Annotated in this window: 20 protein-coding genes; 10 read left to right on the top strand and 10 right to left on the bottom strand. The window is 60.7% G+C overall.

Annotated features, from left to right (window positions below; genetic code table 11):
- Position 1: 1 nt before the first annotated feature.
- Positions 2 to 877, bottom strand: coding sequence for an NAD-dependent epimerase/dehydratase family protein (locus HNQ36_RS16040; RefSeq protein ID WP_184086768.1), 876 nt, complete (start codon positions 875 to 877; stop codon positions 2 to 4).
- Positions 878 to 955: 78 nt separating this feature from the next.
- Here HNQ36_RS16040 and HNQ36_RS16035 point away from each other — a divergent pair, with 78 nt between their 5' ends.
- From HNQ36_RS16035 to HNQ36_RS16025, 3 genes are all read left to right on the top strand, one after another.
- Entirely contained in the window at positions 956 to 1,225 is a 270-nt protein-coding gene (locus HNQ36_RS16035) for a DUF7662 domain-containing protein (RefSeq protein WP_184086766.1), read from the top strand.
- Between the two features lie 161 nt (positions 1,226 to 1,386).
- The gene (locus HNQ36_RS16030) at positions 1,387 to 2,586 is read left to right on the top strand and encodes an ABC transporter substrate-binding protein (RefSeq protein ID WP_184086764.1); all 1,200 of its coding nucleotides are present in this window, start codon (positions 1,387 to 1,389) and stop codon (positions 2,584 to 2,586) included.
- Between the two features lie 145 nt (positions 2,587 to 2,731).
- Complete coding sequence (locus tag HNQ36_RS16025; RefSeq protein WP_184086762.1) at positions 2,732 to 3,151, top strand: DUF1496 domain-containing protein; 420 nt, start codon at positions 2,732 to 2,734, stop codon at positions 3,149 to 3,151.
- 59 nt (positions 3,152 to 3,210) lie between these two features.
- On the opposite strand, the gene HNQ36_RS16020 is transcribed toward HNQ36_RS16025, so the two are convergent.
- Positions 3,211 to 4,647 (bottom strand): caspase family protein, encoded by a 1,437-nt coding sequence (locus HNQ36_RS16020; RefSeq protein WP_347339979.1) that lies wholly within the window; start codon positions 4,645 to 4,647, stop codon positions 3,211 to 3,213.
- 178 nt (positions 4,648 to 4,825) lie between these two features.
- Here HNQ36_RS16020 and HNQ36_RS16015 point away from each other — a divergent pair, with 178 nt between their 5' ends.
- Entirely contained in the window at positions 4,826 to 5,995 is a 1,170-nt protein-coding gene (locus HNQ36_RS16015) for a mandelate racemase/muconate lactonizing enzyme family protein (protein WP_184086758.1), read from the top strand.
- Between the two features lie 221 nt (positions 5,996 to 6,216).
- Here the strand turns inward: HNQ36_RS16015 and HNQ36_RS16010 are convergent, their stop codons facing one another.
- On the bottom strand, positions 6,217 to 7,440 hold the full coding sequence (locus HNQ36_RS16010; RefSeq protein ID WP_184086756.1) for a polyhydroxyalkanoate depolymerase: 1,224 nt from the start codon (positions 7,438 to 7,440) through the stop codon (positions 6,217 to 6,219).
- A gap of 184 nt (positions 7,441 to 7,624) precedes the next feature.
- Here HNQ36_RS16010 and HNQ36_RS16005 point away from each other — a divergent pair, with 184 nt between their 5' ends.
- The 4 genes from HNQ36_RS16005 (at position 7,625) to HNQ36_RS15990 (ending at position 10,984) form a co-directional block, all read left to right on the top strand.
- Positions 7,625 to 8,278 (top strand): glutathione S-transferase family protein, encoded by a 654-nt coding sequence (locus HNQ36_RS16005; protein ID WP_184086754.1) that lies wholly within the window; start codon positions 7,625 to 7,627, stop codon positions 8,276 to 8,278.
- 327 nt (positions 8,279 to 8,605) lie between these two features.
- Positions 8,606 to 9,034, top strand: coding sequence for a cupin domain-containing protein (locus HNQ36_RS16000; RefSeq protein WP_184086752.1), 429 nt, complete (start codon positions 8,606 to 8,608; stop codon positions 9,032 to 9,034).
- A gap of 183 nt (positions 9,035 to 9,217) precedes the next feature.
- A complete protein-coding gene (locus HNQ36_RS15995; RefSeq protein ID WP_184086750.1) occupies positions 9,218 to 9,574 on the top strand; it encodes a nuclear transport factor 2 family protein in 357 nt (118 codons plus the stop codon).
- Positions 9,575 to 9,721: 147 nt separating this feature from the next.
- Complete coding sequence (locus HNQ36_RS15990) at positions 9,722 to 10,984, top strand: MFS transporter (RefSeq protein WP_184086748.1); 1,263 nt, start codon at positions 9,722 to 9,724, stop codon at positions 10,982 to 10,984.
- Here HNQ36_RS15990 and HNQ36_RS15985 read toward each other — a convergent pair whose 3' ends face one another.
- The gene (locus HNQ36_RS15985; RefSeq protein WP_184086746.1) at positions 10,985 to 11,506 is read right to left on the bottom strand and encodes a VOC family protein; all 522 of its coding nucleotides are present in this window, start codon (positions 11,504 to 11,506) and stop codon (positions 10,985 to 10,987) included. It lies immediately after the preceding gene.
- Between the two features lie 56 nt (positions 11,507 to 11,562).
- On the bottom strand, positions 11,563 to 12,111 hold the full coding sequence (locus HNQ36_RS15980; protein WP_184086744.1) for a carboxymuconolactone decarboxylase family protein: 549 nt from the start codon (positions 12,109 to 12,111) through the stop codon (positions 11,563 to 11,565).
- Positions 12,112 to 12,309: 198 nt separating this feature from the next.
- On the opposite strand from HNQ36_RS15980, the gene HNQ36_RS15975 reads away from it, so the two are divergent.
- On the top strand, positions 12,310 to 13,494 hold the full coding sequence (locus HNQ36_RS15975; protein ID WP_184086742.1) for an acyl-CoA dehydrogenase family protein: 1,185 nt from the start codon (positions 12,310 to 12,312) through the stop codon (positions 13,492 to 13,494).
- A gap of 52 nt (positions 13,495 to 13,546) precedes the next feature.
- Positions 13,547 to 14,686: an acyl-CoA dehydrogenase family protein gene (locus tag HNQ36_RS15970; protein WP_184086741.1), complete on the top strand. Its 1,140-nt coding sequence runs from the start codon at positions 13,547 to 13,549 to the stop codon at positions 14,684 to 14,686.
- Positions 14,687 to 14,753: 67 nt separating this feature from the next.
- Here the strand turns inward: HNQ36_RS15970 and HNQ36_RS15965 are convergent, their stop codons facing one another.
- From HNQ36_RS15965 to HNQ36_RS15945, 5 genes are all read right to left on the bottom strand, one after another.
- Positions 14,754 to 15,803: an amino acid ABC transporter substrate-binding protein gene (locus tag HNQ36_RS15965; RefSeq protein ID WP_184086739.1), complete on the bottom strand. Its 1,050-nt coding sequence runs from the start codon at positions 15,801 to 15,803 to the stop codon at positions 14,754 to 14,756.
- A gap of 58 nt (positions 15,804 to 15,861) precedes the next feature.
- On the bottom strand, positions 15,862 to 16,455 hold the full coding sequence (locus tag HNQ36_RS15960; protein WP_046827967.1) for a L,D-transpeptidase: 594 nt from the start codon (positions 16,453 to 16,455) through the stop codon (positions 15,862 to 15,864).
- Positions 16,456 to 16,595: 140 nt separating this feature from the next.
- Complete coding sequence (locus tag HNQ36_RS15955) at positions 16,596 to 16,727, bottom strand: DUF2474 domain-containing protein (protein ID WP_184086737.1); 132 nt, start codon at positions 16,725 to 16,727, stop codon at positions 16,596 to 16,598.
- A gap of 7 nt (positions 16,728 to 16,734) precedes the next feature.
- Positions 16,735 to 17,748, bottom strand: a complete 1,014-nt coding sequence (gene cydB, locus HNQ36_RS15950; RefSeq protein WP_184086735.1) for a cytochrome d ubiquinol oxidase subunit II — start codon at positions 17,746 to 17,748, stop codon at positions 16,735 to 16,737.
- A 5-nt stretch (positions 17,749 to 17,753) separates the two neighbouring features.
- Entirely contained in the window at positions 17,754 to 19,160 is a 1,407-nt protein-coding gene (locus tag HNQ36_RS15945; protein WP_184086733.1) for a cytochrome ubiquinol oxidase subunit I, read from the bottom strand.
- Positions 19,161 to 19,219 lie beyond the last annotated feature (59 nt).

Raw genomic sequence — 19,219 nt, 5'->3', positions numbered from 1 at the left:
GTTAGCGCGGCCCTTCACCAGCATCGCGCAGGGCCTTGAGGCCCTCGCGGTAGGTGGGATAGGCCAGCATGACGCCAAGTTCGTTGCGCAGCAGGTCATTCCGTACGCGTTTGCTCTCGGCGTAAAACGAACGGCCCATCTCGGTAAGGCCAGCGTCTTCAAGACTGATCTCAGGCGGCGCTGCGACACCGCAGAGCGACGCGGCGAAAGTCACCACGTCCTGCGGCGGTGCGGGCTCGTTGTCGGTGACGTTATAGATCGCGCCTGCGCGCGGCCGTTCGAGCGAAGCGTCCACCACGCGTGCGATGTCCTCGACATGGATGCGGTTGAACACCTGACCCGGCTTGATGATGCGCCGCGCTGTTCCGCGCGCCAGTTGCGCGAGCTGGCTCTGACCCGGACCATAGATTCCGGCGAGCCGGAAAACATGAACGGCAATGTTGTTCGCGGCGCCGAAGGCAAGCCACGCCTGTTCGGCATCGGCGCGTTCGTGTGAGCGAATATTGGTCGGAGTGGCCGAGGTTTGCTCATCGACCCACGCACCTTGATGATCGCCGTAAACACCGATGGTCGAGAGATAGCCGATCCAGCTCAGATTGGGCGCGGCAGCGATCTGCCTGGCGTAAGTAGCAAGCACTGGATCCCCGCCGAGGCCAGGCGGCACCGAGATCAGCAACGCATCGCTGTTCGTGAGGTCGGCGTCGATGGCGCTGTCGCGCCCGTCCGGGCCGAACACGCGTGCTGACAGGCCTGCAGCCGCCAAAGCCTGTGCTTTGTCCCGTGTGCGCACGGTTCCGTTGACGCGGTCGCCACGGGTCGTGCGGCGATCGGCAATGGTTTTGCCGCTAAACCCGAGGCCGAAGATAAACAGATTCACGGAAAACTCTGTTCAAGAGAGACGATGCGACGTACCTATCGGCTCGCACGCAGGTTGACAACACAATGGAGCGCCGGATTGAGCGATTACGATCCGCTTCGTGAGCATCTCTCACATCAGACCAAGGTTGAATTTATCCTGAGCCTTGAGGAGATCGAAGACATTCTTGGCTTTGCGCTGCCGCGTGCGTCACAACGAGCGTCGTGGTGGGAGAAGGAGCGCAACCCCGAGAACGCACGGCCGCAGCGCGACGCCATCCGCGATGGTGGTTACGAGGCCACGCGCCTCGCCGACGGAAAGGGTGTGCGGTTCCGAAGGCTTTCTGCGGGACGATACCGGCCGCGCTAGTATTGTGATTGCTCGGAGACGCCGCGGCAGCGCCGAGGATTCTTGTGCGCCGCAATATTAACTTGCAATAACTGCGCCGCTTCAATGCGAAAGTTCAATGCCCCGCCCAAGCGCGATCCCGCTATAAAGGCGTCTCAAACAAGAATAACTGGGAGCGCAATATGACATCGAAGTTTCTGGCCGCAGCGGTCGCGGCGTTCAGCCTGACGACGGCACTGCCGGTCTCCGCGCAGCAGGGCGTCAAGATTGGCATTCTCAACGATCAGTCAGGCGTCTATGCCGACTACGGCGGCAAGTGGTCCTTTGAAGCAGCCAAGATGGCTGTCGAAGATTTCGGCGGCACCGTTCTCGGTCAGAAGATCGAGGTGATCTCCGCCGATCACCAGAACAAGCCGGACCTCGGCGTCAGCATCGCGCGCCGCTGGTATGAAGTCGAAAACGTCGACATGATCACCGAGCTGACCACGTCGTCGGTCGCGCTCGCGGTCCATGATCTCTCAAAGCAGATGAAGAAGATCGACATTGTGGTCGGCGCTGCGACGTCGCGCCTGAGCGGCGATGCGTGTCAGCCTTATGGTTTCCACTGGGCCTACGACACTCGTGCGCTTGCTTTCGGCACTGGTGGCGCACTGGTGAAAGCCGGCGGCGATTCCTGGTTCTTCATGACGGCAGATTACGCGTTCGGCCATGCGCTCGAAAAGGACACCGGCGATTTCGTCACGCAACAGGGCGGCAAGGTGCTGGGCGCGGTTCGCATTCCGCTGAACACCGCGGACTTCTCCTCGTTCCTGCTGCAGGCGCAAAGCTCGAAAGCGAAGATCATCGGTCTTGCCAACGCCGGGCTCGATACCACGAACTCGATCAAGCAGGCGGCGGAATTCGGCATCGTCAAGGGCGGCCAGAAACTTGCCGGCCTTCTTCTGACGGCGGCTGAGGTTCATGGGCTCGGTCTCGAAGCCGCGCAGGGCCTCGTTCTGACTGAAGGCTATTACTGGGATGTCAATGACCGGTCGCGCAATCTCGGCGAACGCTTCTTCAAGCGCACCGGCCGCATGCCGAACATGATCCAGGCCGGAACGTACTCGGCGACCTTGCAGTACCTGAAGGCCGTCAAGGCCGCAGGGACCAAGGACACCGAGGCGGTGGCCAAGAAGCTGAAGGAACTGCCGGTCGACGACGACTTCGCGCAGGGCGGCAAGGTTCTCGAAAACGGCCGCATGGTTCACGACCTTTATCTGTTCGAGGTCAAGAAGCCGTCCGAGTCGAAGAAGCCATGGGACTATTACAAGCAGCTTGCGGTGGTGCCCGGCGACAAGGCGTTCCCGACCGCCAAGGAAAGCGGCTGCCCGCTGACCAAGTAATACTGAACCTCGGCATTCGGTCCGGCATTTTGCCGGGCCGGATATCGCGGCAACCTCTCAACTGATAGAATTTGAGGCCGGTTTTTCTTAAGCATTTTTGCGCCGCCGCCTTCTTGAAGGTCTCGGCCCGCGCTAAAGATAGACAATGATCCGCATCCTCGCACCATGTCTGCTTCTGCTGCTTGGTCTGCCCGCGGCCGCACAAACTCCGCCGGAGCAGAAGCCTCCGGCTGAGCAAAAAACTCCAGCCGCACAAAACGTCACGGTCGAGTCAAAGCCGGCTCCGGTTCTGTGTGTTTACAACAGCGAGAATTACAGCGAAGGCGCAACCGTCTGCGTGCAGAAGGCCATGATGCAGACCTGCACGCTGGATGGTACCAAAGCCATCTGGGTCGCGGTCACGGACGAAAAACTCAGCAGCCGCTGTACGGCGCCTGCTCCGCGCCTCTCCAAATATCAGCGGGCGGCGATCTGGAATCGGAAGAACATCGCTAAGGAAATCACGCCCGCCACGGACAGCTCGCCATTTTGTTTTTACACCAACGGCAAACGGTTCTGCGAATAGCGCCGTCGGTTGTTCACGGCAGCGGCGACCAGCAAGGGTGTCGGCGTTAGTTCAACCCCTCAGTTGGTTTTGTAAATCGCATTGGCCCAGGTGCCGCCGCATGTCTCGTCGCGGTTGCCGGTGCACTTGGCGTTGCAGTTGTCAGCTGGACCGAACTTGCCGAATTTGTTGCCGCAGAAACAATGCCCGCCATACTGCGTGCCGGCATGACTGAAGCCCTTGTCGCGGCATGTGCTGACACACAGTTGCGTGGTCATTTTTCCGTCGTAGAAGGTGTGGCCGTCGAGGTCGCGCTTGCTCTCGTCCTTGAAGCATCCGAGATAACCGTTCGCTGCCGAGGTCGTCGCGGCGCTGGTCACTGGGGGCGCCGCAGCGGTGGCGGTGGAAGATGCAGGCGCCATCGCTTTCTGTGCGGGATGCAACGAGCGCTCGTCAGGCTTCGCGGCGGCGACTTTCGTGTCCTGCGCTTTCATATCCTGCAGACGTGCGCGGGCGAGATCGCCATAGATGCTGTCGCCGAAGCGGCGCACAAAAGCGTCGAGTACTGTGGGGCTTGTTGTTGTGGAAACCGCGCGCCATGCCTCCGCGATCTCGTTGGATGATGGCGACGGTGCAGGCGAGGCCGCCGGAGCCCGTGCCGCCACGGATGCGCCCAGATCGGTCGATGCGACCTGTGCTGCGGCCGGCTTGGCCTCGGTCTTTGTATCGGCCTTGGCCACTGCCGGCGTATCGACGATTGCAACGGTATTGCCGCCGAGCGAGCCATAGACATAGGGCTCCTGCTTGCGGGCGGTGGTGGACAGCACCGAGTCACGGACGCGCCCGAACGCGATGCGAAGATCGACACCTGGTGTTGCGATGTGCTCAAGCAATGCGGTGGTGAAGGGGCTGTTGCTGGTGTCGCCATCGAGCGCCACAGAGCCGGCCTTCGCGGCGAACGCGATCAGCGTGTCCGATACCATAGGCTCGATCTTGGCAAGGCCGCGTCCGACCGAACGCGAGGCTACCGTGCGCTTCATGGTCTTGGCGAAGGGATTGTCGCGGCAGGCATCCAGCATGATCAGGCGCAAGCGCTTGGCGGGTTCGATCGCCTTCAGCAGCCGGTCGAGTGACAGTGCTTCATCCTCGATATCGAAATCGCGCGCCAGTTTCGCATCCGCCGGCACGAGATAGTTGGTGCCGTCGACCTCGATGCCGTGACCGGCGAAAAACACCACGGCGACATCGGCGTCCTGCGCCTTGTCCGAGAAATCGCCGACCGCGCGGCGCAGATCGGCGATGCCGACGTCGCGCTTGGTTTCAACCACATCGAAGCCGGATTTCCGGAACAGCGCGGCCATTGCGTCCGCGTCGTTCGATGGGTTCGGCAGCTTGGCGACATGTTGATAGGCGGAAATGCCGAGCACCAGAGCGACGCGCTTGTCGGCCTGCGCAGCAGTCACGGCGAATTGCGTTGCGGTCAGCAGCGCAGACAAGATCAGCAGGGAACGCAGCACGGCGCGCAAGGCGGTGTCTCCACGGTCTGGTTTCGGGTGCTCTTTACCATGCGCGATGAGGGGCGGAAAAGCCCGGAAGGTTGCAAAAACAGCCCTGATTTGCTTGAACCTTTTGGCCCCGCACAACACATCGTGCCACAGGTCGCCCCCTAACCACAGCAGCAAGGAGACCGGCGTCATGTCCGTTCGCATCGTCGATGTTCGTGAAATCACCAAGCCGATCTCATCTCCGATCCGCAACGCCTATATCGATTTCACCAAGATGACCACGAGCCTCGTCGCGGTGGTGACCGATGCTGTGCGCGACGGCAAACGCGTGGTCGGCTACGGCTTCAATTCCAACGGCCGTTACGGACAGGGCGGGCTGATCCGCGAGCGCTTTGCGCCGCGGTTGCTGGAAGCCGATCCGAAGACGCTGCTGGATTCATCTGGCACAAACATCGATCCGGACAAGGCGTGGGCGACGCTCATGTCCAATGAAAAGCCCGGCGGCCACGGCGAGCGCTCGGTTGCCGTTGGCACTATCGATATGGCGATCTGGGACGCGGTGGCGAAGATTGCGGGCAAGCCGCTGTTCCGTTTGCTGGCCGAGCGCCACAAGCGCGAAGCCAATCCGCGCGTGTTCGTCTATGCGGCGGGCGGTTACTACTATCCCGGCAAGGATCTATCGGCACTGCGCGGCGAGATGCGTGGCTATCTCGACCGCGGCTACAATGTGGTGAAGATGAAGATCGGTGGCGCGTCGATTGCGGAAGACCAGGAGCGCATCGAGGCGGTGCTGAAGGAGATCGGCAGCCAGGCGCAGCTTGCGGTCGATGCCAACGGACGGTTCGATCTGGAAACCGGAATCGCCTATGCAAAGATGCTGCGCGAGTATCCGTTGTTCTGGTACGAGGAAGTCGGCGACCCGCTCGACTTCCAATTTCAGGCGGCGCTCGCGGAATTCTATCCCGGCCCGATGGCCACTGGCGAAAACCTGTTCAGCCATCAGGATGCGCGCAATCTGATCCGCTACGGAGGCATGAGGCCCGACCGTGACTGGCTGCAGTTCGATTGCGCACTGTCGTACGGGCTTTGCGAATACCTGCGCACCCTCGACGTTTTGAAGACGCACGGCTGGTCGCCGTCACGCTGCATCCCGCACGGCGGGCACCAGATGTCACTGAACATCGCTGCGGGACTCGGTCTTGGCGGCAATGAAAGCTATCCGGATCTGTTCCAGCCCTATGGCGGTTTCCCGGACGGCGTGCGCGTCGAGAACGGTCACATCACCATGCCGGACCTGCCGGGCATCGGCTTCGAGGGCAAATCCGATCTCTACAAGGAGATGAAGGCGCTGGCGGACTGATGCCCAGCGGTCATATCGATAAACTCGATTTCAACATCGAAAACTACTCGTTTGCCAAAGTCCTCGTTCGGCTTAGATTCAGGCTGATCGAAAGTTATTCGATTGTTGCGGAACTGAGTCGTCTGAGAATGGTCCGCCCGCAATTCCGCGGCCGACCATCTTCCTCAAACTGGCCGCCTGCTTGCAGACGGCCTTTTTTCGAGCGTCTGCCCGCGGTGCCGTCATGAATTGACGTGGATGAAATCCCGCAGCAGCGGATAGATTTCGTTGTTCCATTTCCGACCGCTGAAGACTCCATAGTGACCGACGCCTGCTTGCATGTGATGCACCTTGCGGTAGGCGCGCACACCGGTGCAGAGATCCTGCGCCGCCAGCGTCTGCCCGATCGAGCAGATGTCGTCTTTCTCGCCTTCGACCGTCATCAGGCCCATCTTCTTGATGGAGGCCGGGTTCACCGCTCGCCCCTTGTAGGTCAGCTTGCCCTGCGGCAGCAGGTGCTCCTGAAACACGTCGCGAATGGTGTCGATGTAGAAATCCGCCGGCAGATCCATCACCGCGAAATACTCGTCGTAAAAGGTCTTGATGGTGTCGGCCTTCTCCACCTCGCCTTTCGCCAGATGCTCAAGCAGATCCTTGTGCGACTTGACGTGCCGTTCGAGATTCATCGACACGAATGCGGTGACCTGAATGAATCCCGGATAGACTTTGCGGAACGCGCCTTTGCATTGCATCGGCACATAGTTGATCAGATTGTCCTCGAACCACTTCAACGGCTTCGAAGTCGCGAATTCGTTGACTTTGGTCGGCGCAATCCGGGTGTCGATCGGTCCTGCCATCAAGGTGAGGCTCGCCGGACGGGCGCGATGATTGTCTTCCGACATGATGGTGCAAGCTGCCAGCGCCGACACCGATGGCTGGCACACGGCGATCATGTGAGACTTCGGGCCAAGCTGATCCATGAACGTGATCAGGTGCTCGGTATATTCGTCGAGACCGAATTTGCCCTGGCTAAGTGGAATGTCGCGCGGGTTGTGCCAGTCGGTGATGTAGACGTCGTGATCCTGTAACAACGTTTGTACTGTGCCGCGCAACAGCGTCGCGAAATGACCTGACATCGGCGCAACCAGCAGAACCTTCGGCTGCTCCGGCGCGCCGTCCTTCTTGAAATGCAGCAACGAGCCGAACGGCGTCGCGAACGGCACTTCCTCGGTGACCGGCCATTCGCGATTGCCGACGGCGACCGGCTTGATGTCATATTCCGGCCGTTTGTAAGTCAGCGAACTGCGCGACATCAGCTCGAGCGTGGCCGCAACACGGCCGAACACCTTGTCTGAAAAGCCCTCGGGGAGCATTTTTAGATAGGACAGCGCCGTTGAGGCCCCGCTACGCCACGGGGCCGTCATGTCCATGGTGTTTTGATAGGTCTGGTACATCATTGGCGACATCCGGCACATTCCCTTGCTTTGTGCCATGCAAACTTGACGCCAAAGCTGGGTCAATCGGCCATTCGGACTGGCATGTCGTTTGCTGTGTGTAAAAGGAGCAAGCGCTTCAACAGGCAGGCGCGGGCGTGACCGGGCGGGAAAGTCGTTCCGCCTCTTTGATGTGCAGGCGTTTAGGAGAGCGACCATGGCCAAGGCCACTTTGACCATCAGCAGCAAGAACTACTCGTCATGGTCGTTGCGCGGCTGGCTGCTGACTAAGTTTTCAGGGCTCGAATTCGACGAGATTGTCACTGCGGCCGACGACGCCTCGGCGCGGGCGGAGATCCTGCTGTTGTCATCGTCGATCCTGGTGCCGTGCCTGCGCCATGAGGGCGCAGTCGTGTGGGACACGCTGGCGATCGGCGAATATCTCAACGATCTCATACCTGACGCGGGGTTATTGCCGTCCGAGCGCATTCCGCGGGCGCATTGCCGCTCGATCTGCGGCGAGATTCACTCAGGCTTCACGACGCTGCGCTCGTCGCTACCGGTCAATATCAAGGGACACCTTCCCGGCTTTAAGATCTGGTCCCGTGCACAGGCTGATATCGACCGGGTCTGCGCGATCTGGAGCGATTGCTTGGAGAAATCCGGCGGTCCTTTCCTGTTCGGACACCGGTCGATGGCGGACGCGATGTATGCACCGGTGGTGACGCGATTCCTGACCTACGACGTCCAGATCGGCCCAGCGCTCGCAAGCTATGCAAAACGGATGATGAGCCTTCCGGAAATGCAGGAGTGGGTCGAGGCCGCACGGCTCGAGCCGGCGGAAATTGAAGAGCTTGAGGTGGAATATTAGGCAACGTCCGCGCACAACTGCCTGATCGCTGGGCCGGTCGTTGGCGAGCGTGCGTGCCTGAAGCGACGCTGCATCGGGAGTAGCAGATCTCGCGCTCCCTGCACGAGATGCATGGCGAGCCCGCCCATTCCCATCGTTTCGAATCCCCCGCAAAAACAGCCACATCCTTCGCTGCGTAAAACTTCGCCAGCGGCTGTCCGCTTGCGATGCGTTCGCTGGCGCGAAATTCGCATGACCTGCGGCAGATGCAAACGAGCTGACAGCGCGGTCGCTCATCGCGGCCACGCTGAACTCCCGGTTTGCCGAACGGATAGTGTGGAGGCTGCAATGAACAAGCACGACCCGGTGATGAGATTCTCCCATGTGAAGCCTGAAGACACCCAGTTCGTGGGCGGCGGCCTGCGCGACTTTTTTCTCTATCGCGATCTCGGCATTGCGGATGCGACCGGCGGTCAGGTCATCTGCCATCTGGTGAAGGCCAACATGCCGCCGTCGGAAGGCACAGGCTGGCATCGGCACGATTGCGATTTTCAGATCGTCATCATGACCAAGGGCTGGGCGAAATTCATGTACGAAGACAAGCCGACGCTGGTGAAGGCCGGCGATGTGGTGCATCAGCGTCCCGGCATCGTGCACTACCTGTTTGATTACTCGCCGGACATGGAATATCTGGAAATCGTCAGTCCGGCGGATTTCAAGACGGTGGACATGCCTGCGCCGACCGATAGGGTGCCGCCGGTGACGCCCTGGACGTGATGGCTCCAACGAAGCGGCACGCACTGCCGGTAAGGCAGTCATTACGAGGGGTATAGCGACGAAGCAATCCAGTTCGTCGCTCGTTGCTCTGGATTGCTTCGCTTCGCTCGCAGTGACGAGCAGCCGCTTTGCTATGCCACGTTTTTGTGTTTTCCTTCCGGCCAAATCTAAGGGGAAACACAGATGCCGACACGCGCGCGCGTTGACGAGTTCATTGCGGTGGTTGAAAGCGGCGACCACGCCGGCGCCATCGAGCGCTATTACACTGAAGATGCCAGCATGCAGGAGAACACTTCACCCCCGCGAGTTGGCCGCGACGGGCTGGTGGCGTTCGAGCGTGGCATTCTCGCGCAGATGAAAGAGGTTCGCTCCAAGGCGCTGGTCTCGGTGGTGGAGGGCGATCACGTCATGATTCACTGGAACTTCGATCTTGTGGGCCTCGACGGCAAGACCCGCCATGTCGATGAAATCGCCATGCAGGAATGGCGCGGCGACAAGATCTTCCGAGAGCGGTTCTTCTACAACGCGGCGAAAGCGTAAGCGCCCTCTCCTGACATGACTGGTCGTCATGCGGGCGATGACGATGTCTCGCTTGACGCCGCGATCGGCATCCTGACAGATGGCGAAACTGCCGCCGGAATCGGCAGAGAAGAAGAGCACTAAGCTCCCTCAGGGAAACGCCGGAATATGAACGCACCTCACGCGGGCCCGACTGCGGATGAGAAAATCATCGATGAGACATCGATCCGATATGAGGGCTGGCCGATCGTCGGGGTCTGCTTTCTGGTGGCGACGTTCGCCTGGGCAGCCGGCTTCTATGGGCAAGGTGTTTATCTCGCCGAGTTGCAACGAGTTCATGGCTGGCCGGCGTCGCTGATTTCGACGGCGACCACCTGCTACTATCTGTTCAGCGCGGTTCTGGTCGTGTTCGTAAGTGAAGCGATCCGCACGCTGGGGCCGCGTCGTCTTCTGATCATGGGGATCATCGCTATCGCCGCTGGCACCGCGCTGGTCGGGCAGGTGACGTCGCCGTGGCAACTATTCGTCGCCTATGCGCTGATAGCGTTCGGCTGGGCTGGCACCAGCCTCGCCGCGATCAACAACACGCTTGGGCTGTGGTTCGACAAGAAGCGCGGCATGGCCATCAGCCTCGCGCTGAACGGCGCGAGTTGCGGCGGCATACTCGGTGTGCCGCTGCTGGTCGGCGCCATCGGCAAGTTCGGCTTTCCCGCGACCTCGATCGGCGCGGCGCTGGTCATCGTTATCATGGCAATACCGGCCATTTTGATTTGGGTCGGTCGGCCGCCCAAGCGCACATTGCCGCCGGTCGATGCGTTCGCCACGACGCCCGCGCCCGCCGTGCAGTCGATCGCGCAGATGCGTCGCGCGGCGTTCGGCAGTCTCTCGTTCTGGACCATCGCCGTGCCGTTCGCGATGCTTCTGATCGCGCAGGTCGGCTTCATCGTGCACCAGATTTCATTTCTCGATCCGATCATCGGCCGCGAGCGCGCCAGCATTGCGGTGGCGTTGATGACGGCAATGGCGGTCGTCGGGCGTGTGCTGTTCGGCTTCGTTGTCGACCGGATGGATCAGCGCAAGGCGGCGGCGGTGTCGGCGATCAGCCAGGCGCTCGCGCTGATCGTTATGATCAACACCCGGAACGAAGCCGCGCTGTTCGCCGCCAGCGCGGTGTTCGGTTTCTCGGTCGGCAACATGATCACGCTGCCGTCAATGATCGTGCAGCGGGAGTTCAGCGCAGCCGCCTTCGGCGTAGTGGTCAGCCTGGTAACGGCGATCTGCCAGTTCACCTATGCGTTCGGTCCAGGGATCGTGGGGCTGCTGCGCGATGCGTTCGGCAGTTACGCCGTGGCTTTCTATGCCTGCGTGGCGCTCCAGATAATTGCCGCGGTCATCGTGCTGGTGCGGGGAAAAGCACCGCTGGCCGCCTGATCAGGGCTCGCGGTCTCTCAGCAGCGCCTCGACATCGAGCCGACGGTTGAACATTGCCAGTGTTCCATCGGGATCTCGCGGCCACTCGGATTCGGGGCGGTCGCGATAGAGCTCGACGCCGTTTTCGTCGGGATCCCTTAGGTAAAGTGCTTCGCTGACGCCGTGGTCGGCAGCGCCGTCGAGCGCGATGCCGGCGGACAGCACCCGGTGCAGCGCATCTGCGAGCGCCGCACGTGTCGGATACAGGATCGCAGTATGATACAGTCCGGTGGTGCCGTCTGGCGGCGGCTTGCCGCCTTTGCTGTGCCAGGTATTCAGACCAATGTGATGATGATAGCCGCCTGCTGAAATAAAGGCAGCCTGATCGCCATAGCGCTGCATCAATTCGAATCCGAGCACGCCCTGATAAAAGCCAAGCGCGCGGTCGAGATCCGCCACCTTGAGGTGGACGTGACCGATGCGTGTTCCGGCGGTCACGGGCTTGAATGATGCGGTGGCTGCCATGCTGGTTTCTCCGGACATGCGAGGTCTTCGGATGCCGACGATGCATCGCTCTCACGGATGTATGGGTGGGTTCGTCATGGCACAAGGTCGGAGGTTTCGCCCTCCGGCAATTCAACTTCGAAGGTATTGAGTGTCATCGACACCAATGCGTAATAGCCAAGCAGCCCGACCAGTTCGACCACTCCCGTTTCCCCGAGCATCTCAATGGCTTTGTCGTACAGCAGCTTCGGAACTTTGCAGTTTTCGTGCAGCGACTCGCTGAACTCATAAATCAGCTGCGCTTTTGGATCGTCGAAATCCGGAACATGCCGATGGTTGATGGCGTCGATGATTCCAGAATCGAGCCCTGCCGCCAGCGCCAGCTTCTTGTGCGCATACCATTCGAACTGCGCACTCCAGTGCCGTGCGGTCACCAGAATTGCGAGTTCTGACAGAAGCGGCCCGAGGGTGGTGTCGTAACGGAGGAACGCGCCGAGCCGGCCGGCGTGTCGCGCCACCTCCGGCGCATGAATCCAGGCGCGCAGCGGCGGCGTCACCGTGCCGCGCTTGCTGGAAACGGACTCCTCGTAAATGCTCTTCTGATCGGCAGTCATTTCGCTAGGCGAAAGGGTTCTCAGGCGCATGGCGGTTCCTTTGTTTTAAACGCAGTGGCTGCGCCGGGATGCGGCCGGAATGTCTTGCATGGCTACCATATTGCACCCGGCCAGACTTTCGCGTTAGCGAGATATTGAAATCCCCCTAGCGGACAGTACAGTCCGGCCCAGAAAATCAACAATGGCCGCGCCTCTCGTGCCGCGGCTTGTGAGCCGAGGGAATGTCGAATGGCCGATATGGAAAAATTCCGCAGTGAGACGCGCGCCTGGCTGGCGGCCAACTGCCCGCCCGAAATGCGCAAGCCGGTGGCGAATGAGAACGATGTGTTCTGGGGCGGCCGCAACACGACATTCGCGTCCGAACCGCAGCGGCTCTGGTTTGAGCGCATGCGCGACAAGGGCTGGACCGTTCCCGAGTGGCCGAAGGAATACGGCGGCGGCGGCCTCGATGCCGAGGAAACAAAAATCCTGCGTCAGGAGATGGCGGCGATTTCGGCGCGGCTTCCGCTGTCGAGTTTCGGCATCTGGATGTTAGGGCCGGCGCTGCTGAAATATGGCACCGAGGCGCAGAAGCGCGAGCATCTGCCGAAGATCGCTGCCGGATTGATCCGCTGGTGTCAGGGATATTCGGAGCCGAACGCAGGTTCGGATCTGGCTTCGCTGCAAACGCGCGCGGATATCGACGGCGACGACTACATTATCAACGGTCAGAAGATCTGGACATCGATGGCGAATTTCGCCGACTGGATTTTCTGTCTGGTGCGGACCGACTTCAGTGCGAAGAAGCATGATGGCATCAGCTTCATTCTGTTCGACATGGCCTCGAAGGGCGTTTCGACCAAGCCGATCCTGCTGATTTCCGGCAAGTCGCCGTTTTGCGAAACCTTCTTCGACAACGTGCGCGTGCCGCGGTCCCATGTGGTCGGTACCGTCAACCGCGGCTGGGACGTCGCGAAATACTTGCTCCAGCACGAGCGCTCGATGATCAGCGGTCTGGGAGATCGCAGTGGCAGCCGGCCGCTTGGCCAGGTGGCGGCGAACTCCGTCGGCGTCGATGAGCACGGGCTACTGGACGATCCGATGCTGCGCGGACAGATCGCAGCCTTCGATGTCGATGAGGCTGCGATGGCCTGTGCATCCGAGCGCGCGGTCGATCTTGCGAAAGCAGGGCAGGGCCATCCGGCTTATTCATCGGCGCTGAAATACTACGGCACCGAACTCAACAAGCGCCGGCATGAACTCCTGATGTCGGCCGGCGGCGTCGATGCGCTGGAATGGGAAAGCGAGCGCTCCCGCGAGGGACTGGCGGCGCGGTCGTGGCTGCGCACCAAGGCGAACTCGATCGAAGGCGGCACCAGCGAGGTGATGCTCGGTATCGTTGCCAAGCGCATTCTCGATCTGCCCGGCGCGTAAGCCGTTAAGTCGCGCCGCTTTCCTTAACCGATAACTCGTACCGGATATTCAAATGGCTCTCGTCCTCAACGAAGAACAGTCAATGCTGCGCGACAGCGCGCGCGGTCTCATCAGCGACAAGGCGCCCGTGGCGCATCTGCGCAAGCTGCGCGATGCCAAGGACGACAACGGCTTCTCGCGCGATCTCTGGAAAACCTTCGCGGAGATGGGCTTTGCTGGCTTACTGGTGCCGGAAGACTTCGGCGGCAGCGGGCTCGGCTGCGTCGAGGCTGGCGTGGTGATGGAGGAAATCGGCCGCACGCTGATGCCGTCGCCGTTCCTGTCGACTGGTGTGGTGGCGGCGACCGCGCTGACGCGCGGTGGCAACGCCGCGCAGAAATCGGAATACCTGACCAGGCTTGCCAAGGGCGATCTGATCGCGTCGCTTGCCGTGGACGAGGGTGTCAAGCATCGTCCTCTGAAGACCGCGATGCAGGCCGTGCGCGCCGGCAACGGCTTCAAGCTCAAGGGCGCGAAGGCGTTCGTCGTCGATGGTCACGCAGCTGATTTGCTGATTGTTGCGGCCCGCACCGCAGGCCAGCCGCGTGAGCGCGATGGTTTGACCCTGTTCCTGGTCGATCCCAAGGCCAAGGGCATCGAGATCGAGCGGACTGCGATGGTCGATGCGCATAACGCTGCGCGGATCGTGTTCAACGAGATGGATGTCACGGCGGACAGCGTGCTCGGTGAAGTCGATCAGGGCGCGGTCCTGCTCGAGGGCATTCTCAATGTTGGCCGCGCGGCGGTGGCGTCTGAAATGGTCGGCGTCAGCGAAGAGTCCTTCACGCGCACGGTGACCTATCTGAAAGAGCGCAAGCAGTTCGGCAAGCTGATCGGCGAATTCCAGGCGCTGCAGCATCGCGCCGCGCATCTCTACACCGAAATCGAGATCACCAAGGCCGCTGTGATGAAAGCGCTGCAGACGTTGGACTTGGATTTCGACAAGGCGGGTGCTGCGGTCGCCGTCGCCAAGGCAAAAGCCGGATCGACAGCGACGCTGGCGGTGCAGGAAGCTGTTCAGATGCATGGCGGCGTCGGCATGACCGACGCGTTCGACATCGGCTTCTTCATGAAGCGCGCGCGGGTGTGTCAGGAACTGTTCGGTGATGCCGCGTATCACGCCGAGCAGCTGGCGCGGCTGAAGGGCTACTGAGCGCTCAACGGAAATGGCCGGGACAAAGACCGGCCATCACAAATCCTCATTGGATAGATAACGCGCGTTACCGGATCGGCGGCGCGTACTGGATACCGCCGGCGCTCCAGAGCTGATTGAGGCCGCGTGGAATCGCCAGCTTGGAGCCGGTGCCGACGTTGCGCTCATAGACTTCGCCGTAATTGCCGACATGGCGGATAATGCGCGCGGCCCAGTCTTTGGTCAGATCGATTTCCTCGCCATAGGCGCCCTCGGTGCCGACCAACCGCATGACATCCGGCTTCTTCGATTTCAGCGCCTCGTCGATATTCTTCGAGGTCACGCCGAGTTCTTCCGCGTTGAGCATGGCGTAGATCGTCCATTTTACGATCAGCAGCCACTCGTCGTCGCGCTGCCGCACCACCGGCGCCAGCGGTTCCTTCGAAATCACATCCGGCAGGATGACGTGTTCGCCAGGCTTGGTCAGCCGCAACCGCAGTGCATAGAGCTGCGACACGTCGGTGGTCAGCACATCGCATTGACCTGAATCATAGGCCTTGATGACGTCGTCCAGCTTCGGGAGGTTCAATTCCTGGTACTTGATGTTGTTGGCGCGGAAATAGTCCGCAAGATTCAACTGCGTCGTGGTGCCGGCCTGAACGCAGACCTTGCTGCCGTCGAGTTCGAGGGCGGAATCGATCTTGCGCGACAGGCGCACCATGAAGCCTTCGCCATCGTAATAGGCGACGGCTGCGAAGTTCAAGCCGTACTCAGTCTCGCGCGACATGCTCCAGGTGGAGTTGCGCGACAGGATATCGACCTTGCGGTTGCGCAGTTCCTTGAAGCGCTCGCTGGCATCGAGCGGAATGAATTTTACCTTGTTCGGGTCGTTGAAGATCGCGGCGGCAACGGCGCGGCAGATATCGACGTCGAAACCAGACCAGTTACCCTTGTCGTCAGGAATCGAAAAGCCCGGCAGGCCGGTATTGACGCCGCACAGGACAGCATCGCGTTTCACAGTGCGTTTCAGGGTCCGCGTGTCGTACCGCTCGTAGGTGATTGCCGCTGCCGCAATCGCGACGGCGATAGCCGCGCCGATCAGGAGACCGGTGCCGAAGGTGCGCGAAAAAATGGCCATGAATGAATCTCGCTTCTGAAGTATGCGTGCGGAAAACGAAAGGGCGTTGCCTGGAGAACTAGATTTCGGGCCGCTGGCGGATGATGACCTTGGTGCCGACGGGGATACGATCGTAGAGATCCGTCACGTCGGCGTTGACCAGGCGGAAGCATCCCGAGGAAACGGCGCTGCCGATGGTCTGCGGCTGGTTGGTGCCGTGAATGCGATAGACTGTGGCGCCGAGATACAGCGCCCGCGCACCCATCGGATTGCCGGGGCCGCCCGCCATGAAGCGCGGCAGGTAGGGCTGGCGCGCGATCATTTCCGGCGGAGGTGTCCAGTCCGGCCATTCCTGTTTGCGGGTGATCTTCTGCAACCCCTGCCACTGGAAGCCTTCGCGCCCGACTCCGATGCCGTAGCGGATTGCGCGGCCGTTGCCCTGCACGAGATAGAGAAAACGCTCGGAGGTACTGATAACGATGGTGCCCGGCGGTTCGGAGGTCCGGAAGAAAACCGCGGTGCGCTTGAACTCCGGCGCAATTTCCTCATCCTCCGGAATGTATCCCGGCTGGTCACCGATGTTCATCTCGCGCCCCTGCGCGAACGCATGAGGTGCTGCGAACAACAGGCCGGCCGCGACTGCCGCCAAAGCGAGAGAACGGATGATATTCATGTCGAGAATCCCGCGTTTCGTCGTGCCCCGCGCGCATCAAACCTTAGCCATGCTCTGCTGGCAAGTGACACGCGCCCCAAGGCGGGTCACCATGCGTCGTAAATCCTTAAAATATATCTGAAATCGGCGATCTTTGGAGGTCAGTGCGGAGCGATCCAGAGCCGCAGGATATAGGCGAAAACGGCAACGGTGCCGGTCCCGAGCAGCCACAAAGCGACGAACCACAGCAGCTTGCGCGACAGCGGCCCGGGCTGTTCGGGAGGCGACGTCATGCTCACCCTAATGGTAGCCGCTTGAGGGATCGACCTTGCCGCGGAATACCCAATAGGCCCATGCGGTGTAGGCCAGAATGATCGGCACGAGAATCGCGACTCCGACGAGCATGAAGCTCAGGCTGTTGGCAGGGGCCGCCGCCTGCCAGATGGTGATGCTCTGCGGCACGATATAGGGAAACATGCTGACGCCGAGGCCGGCATATGTGATCGCGAACAACACCAGCGAGAGAACAAAAGGACGGTAATCCTGCTTGTTGGCGAGACTCTTCAGCAGCAGCAGCGTGATCGCAGCCACGGCAATCGGAATCGGCGCGGTGAAAAGAATGTTCGGCCACTCGAACCAGCGCCGCCAGTAATCCGCCTGAAGGAATGGGGTTGCGAGGCTGACGGTGACGATGGCGATCAGCGTGGCGACCAAGAGCCACCAGCTCAGCCGATAGGCATGCTCACGCAGTTCGCCCGTGGTCTTCATAACCAGCCAGGTCGCACCGAGCAGGCCGTATCCGGCGACGACGGCACAGCCCGTTAGAATGCTGAATGGCGTCAGCCAGTCCCACCAGCCGCCGGCATAGTGCCGCCCCTCGACATGAATGCCCTGCAAGATCGCACCGAGCGCGACGCCTTGCGCCAGCGCCGCGAGCAGTGAACCGCCGGCAAACGCGACGTCCCAGCGGTTGCGCTCGCTTTGGGTGCGCCAGCGGAATTCAAAGGCGACGCCGCGAAAGATCAGTCCGATCAGCATGGCGATGATCGGCGTGTAGATCGCCGGCATCACGACAGCAAATGCCAACGGGAAAGCGGCCATCAACCCGCCGCCGCCGAGCACCAGCCAGGTTTCGTTGCCGTCCCAGACCGGCGCGACGGAATTCATCATCACGTCGCGGTCTTCCTTTTTCGGAAACATCGGAAACAACATTCCGAGCCCGAGGTCGAAGCCGTCCATCACGATGTACATGAACACCGCAAAGGCAATGATGAAAGCCCAGAGCACCGGGAGGTCGATAGGGAGTCCGGCCATGGCGTTCACCCTTGTCCGCTGACGGGAATGGCTTGTGCAGGCGTGATGCCGGCGGCACGGTGCGGGACATCCTCGCGCGGGCCTTGTTCGCCGTGATGTGGCGGTTCGTGCATTAATCGCAGGATGTAGATCACGCCCATGCCGAACACGATGAAATAGACGATGATGAACGCGATCAGCGACGAAGCCACTGCCGGCGCCGCGAGCGGGGACACGGAGTCCGCCGTGCGCAACAATCCGTAAACTGTGAACGGCTGCCGTCCGACCTCGGTCGTGACCCACCCCGCGAGCACGGCGACGAAACCAGCAGGCCCCATGACCAGCGCATAGCGATGCAGGAATTTCCAGTCGTGAAGTTTGCCGCGCCAGCGAGCCCACAGGCTCAATAGGCCGATGCCGAGCATCAGGAATCCGATGCCAACCATAATCCGGAATGACCAGAACACGATCGGAACATTGGGCCAGTTCTCACGCGGCACGGTATCGAGGCCCTTCAGCGGTGCATCGAGTGAATGCTTCAGGATCAGCGACGACGCCTTTGGAATTTCGATCGAATATTTCACCTCGCCGGCGGCTTGATCGGGAAGGCCGAACAGAATCAGTGGCGCGCCATTTGGATGGCTTTTGTAATGGCCTTCCATCGCCATCACCTTTGCGGGCTGATGCTCCAGCGTATTGAGACCGTGCAGGTCGCCGGCGAAAATCTGGATTGGGGCAACGATGGCCGCCATCCACATCGCCATCGAGAACATCACCCGCGCGCCTTCCAGTCTGGAATCCTTGAGGAGGTGATAGGCGCCGACCGCGCCGACCACGAAGGCGGTGGTGAGATAGGCCGCCAGCACCATATGCACGAGGCGGAAGGGAAAGGATGGATTGAAGATCACTTTCCACCAATCGGCGGCGACGAACTGCCCCTGAGAGTTCATCGCGAAGCCCGCAGGCGTCTGCATCCACGAATTCGCCGAAAGAATCCAGAACGCGGATGCCAGTGTGCCGACAGCGACCATCAGCGTCGCGAAGAAATGCAGTTTGTGGCCGACACGCTTCAGCCCAAACAGCATCACGCCAAGGAATCCCGCCTCGAGGAAGAAGGCGGTCAACACTTCATAGGCCATCAGCGGACCAATAATAGGTCCGGTCTTGTCCGAGAACACCGACCAGTTGGTGCCGAACTGGTAGGACATCACGATGCCGGACACGACACCCATGCCGAAGGCAACCGCGAAAATTTTCAGCCAATAATTGAAAAGATTGATGAAGACTTCGCGGCCGGTCCATAGCCACAGTGCTTCAAGAACAGCCAGGTAGCTGGCGAGACCGATGGAGAAGGCCGGGAACACGATGTGGAAGGACACCGTGAATGCGAATTGCATGCGCGCCAGGGTGATGGCGTCAAAACCCTCGAACATCGCGGACCTCCAGTATGTCCAATCCGGCGACGTTATAGCATGCAAACCGCGACGATGAT

Source organism: Afipia massiliensis, from assembly GCF_014203115.1.
GTDB lineage: Bacteria > Pseudomonadota > Alphaproteobacteria > Rhizobiales > Xanthobacteraceae > Afipia > Afipia massiliensis.
Note: the sequence above shows the minus strand (reverse complement) of the source record. Positions and strands in the feature narration are given on the sequence as shown.

What these genes read in the sequence shown, in the direction of transcription:
- HNQ36_RS15955 (WP_184086737.1), bottom strand. Translation starts at nt 16,727, where the DNA reads ATGACGTCGCCTCCCGAACAGCCCGGGCCGCTGTCGCGCAAGCTGCTG.
- HNQ36_RS15970 (WP_184086741.1), top strand. Translation starts at nt 13,547, where the DNA reads ATGGCTCTCGTCCTCAACGAAGAACAGTCAATGCTGCGCGACAGCGCG.
- HNQ36_RS16015 (WP_184086758.1), top strand. Translation starts at nt 4,826, where the DNA reads ATGTCCGTTCGCATCGTCGATGTTCGTGAAATCACCAAGCCGATCTCA.
- cydB (WP_184086735.1), bottom strand. Translation starts at nt 17,748, where the DNA reads ATGGCCGGACTCCCTATCGACCTCCCGGTGCTCTGGGCTTTCATCATT.
- HNQ36_RS15985 (WP_184086746.1), bottom strand. Translation starts at nt 11,506, where the DNA reads ATGTCCGGAGAAACCAGCATGGCAGCCACCGCATCATTCAAGCCCGTG.
- HNQ36_RS15965 (WP_184086739.1), bottom strand. Translation starts at nt 15,803, where the DNA reads ATGGCCATTTTTTCGCGCACCTTCGGCACCGGTCTCCTGATCGGCGCG.
- HNQ36_RS15990 (WP_184086748.1), top strand. Translation starts at nt 9,722, where the DNA reads ATGAACGCACCTCACGCGGGCCCGACTGCGGATGAGAAAATCATCGAT.
- HNQ36_RS15995 (WP_184086750.1), top strand. Translation starts at nt 9,218, where the DNA reads ATGCCGACACGCGCGCGCGTTGACGAGTTCATTGCGGTGGTTGAAAGC.
- HNQ36_RS15945 (WP_184086733.1), bottom strand. Translation starts at nt 19,160, where the DNA reads ATGTTCGAGGGTTTTGACGCCATCACCCTGGCGCGCATGCAATTCGCA.
- HNQ36_RS16025 (WP_184086762.1), top strand. Translation starts at nt 2,732, where the DNA reads ATGATCCGCATCCTCGCACCATGTCTGCTTCTGCTGCTTGGTCTGCCC.
- HNQ36_RS16005 (WP_184086754.1), top strand. Translation starts at nt 7,625, where the DNA reads ATGGCCAAGGCCACTTTGACCATCAGCAGCAAGAACTACTCGTCATGG.
- HNQ36_RS16010 (WP_184086756.1), bottom strand. Translation starts at nt 7,440, where the DNA reads ATGTCGCCAATGATGTACCAGACCTATCAAAACACCATGGACATGACG.
- HNQ36_RS16030 (WP_184086764.1), top strand. Translation starts at nt 1,387, where the DNA reads ATGACATCGAAGTTTCTGGCCGCAGCGGTCGCGGCGTTCAGCCTGACG.
- HNQ36_RS15975 (WP_184086742.1), top strand. Translation starts at nt 12,310, where the DNA reads ATGGCCGATATGGAAAAATTCCGCAGTGAGACGCGCGCCTGGCTGGCG.
- HNQ36_RS15980 (WP_184086744.1), bottom strand. Translation starts at nt 12,111, where the DNA reads ATGCGCCTGAGAACCCTTTCGCCTAGCGAAATGACTGCCGATCAGAAG.
- HNQ36_RS15960 (WP_046827967.1), bottom strand. Translation starts at nt 16,455, where the DNA reads ATGAATATCATCCGTTCTCTCGCTTTGGCGGCAGTCGCGGCCGGCCTG.
- HNQ36_RS16000 (WP_184086752.1), top strand. Translation starts at nt 8,606, where the DNA reads ATGAACAAGCACGACCCGGTGATGAGATTCTCCCATGTGAAGCCTGAA.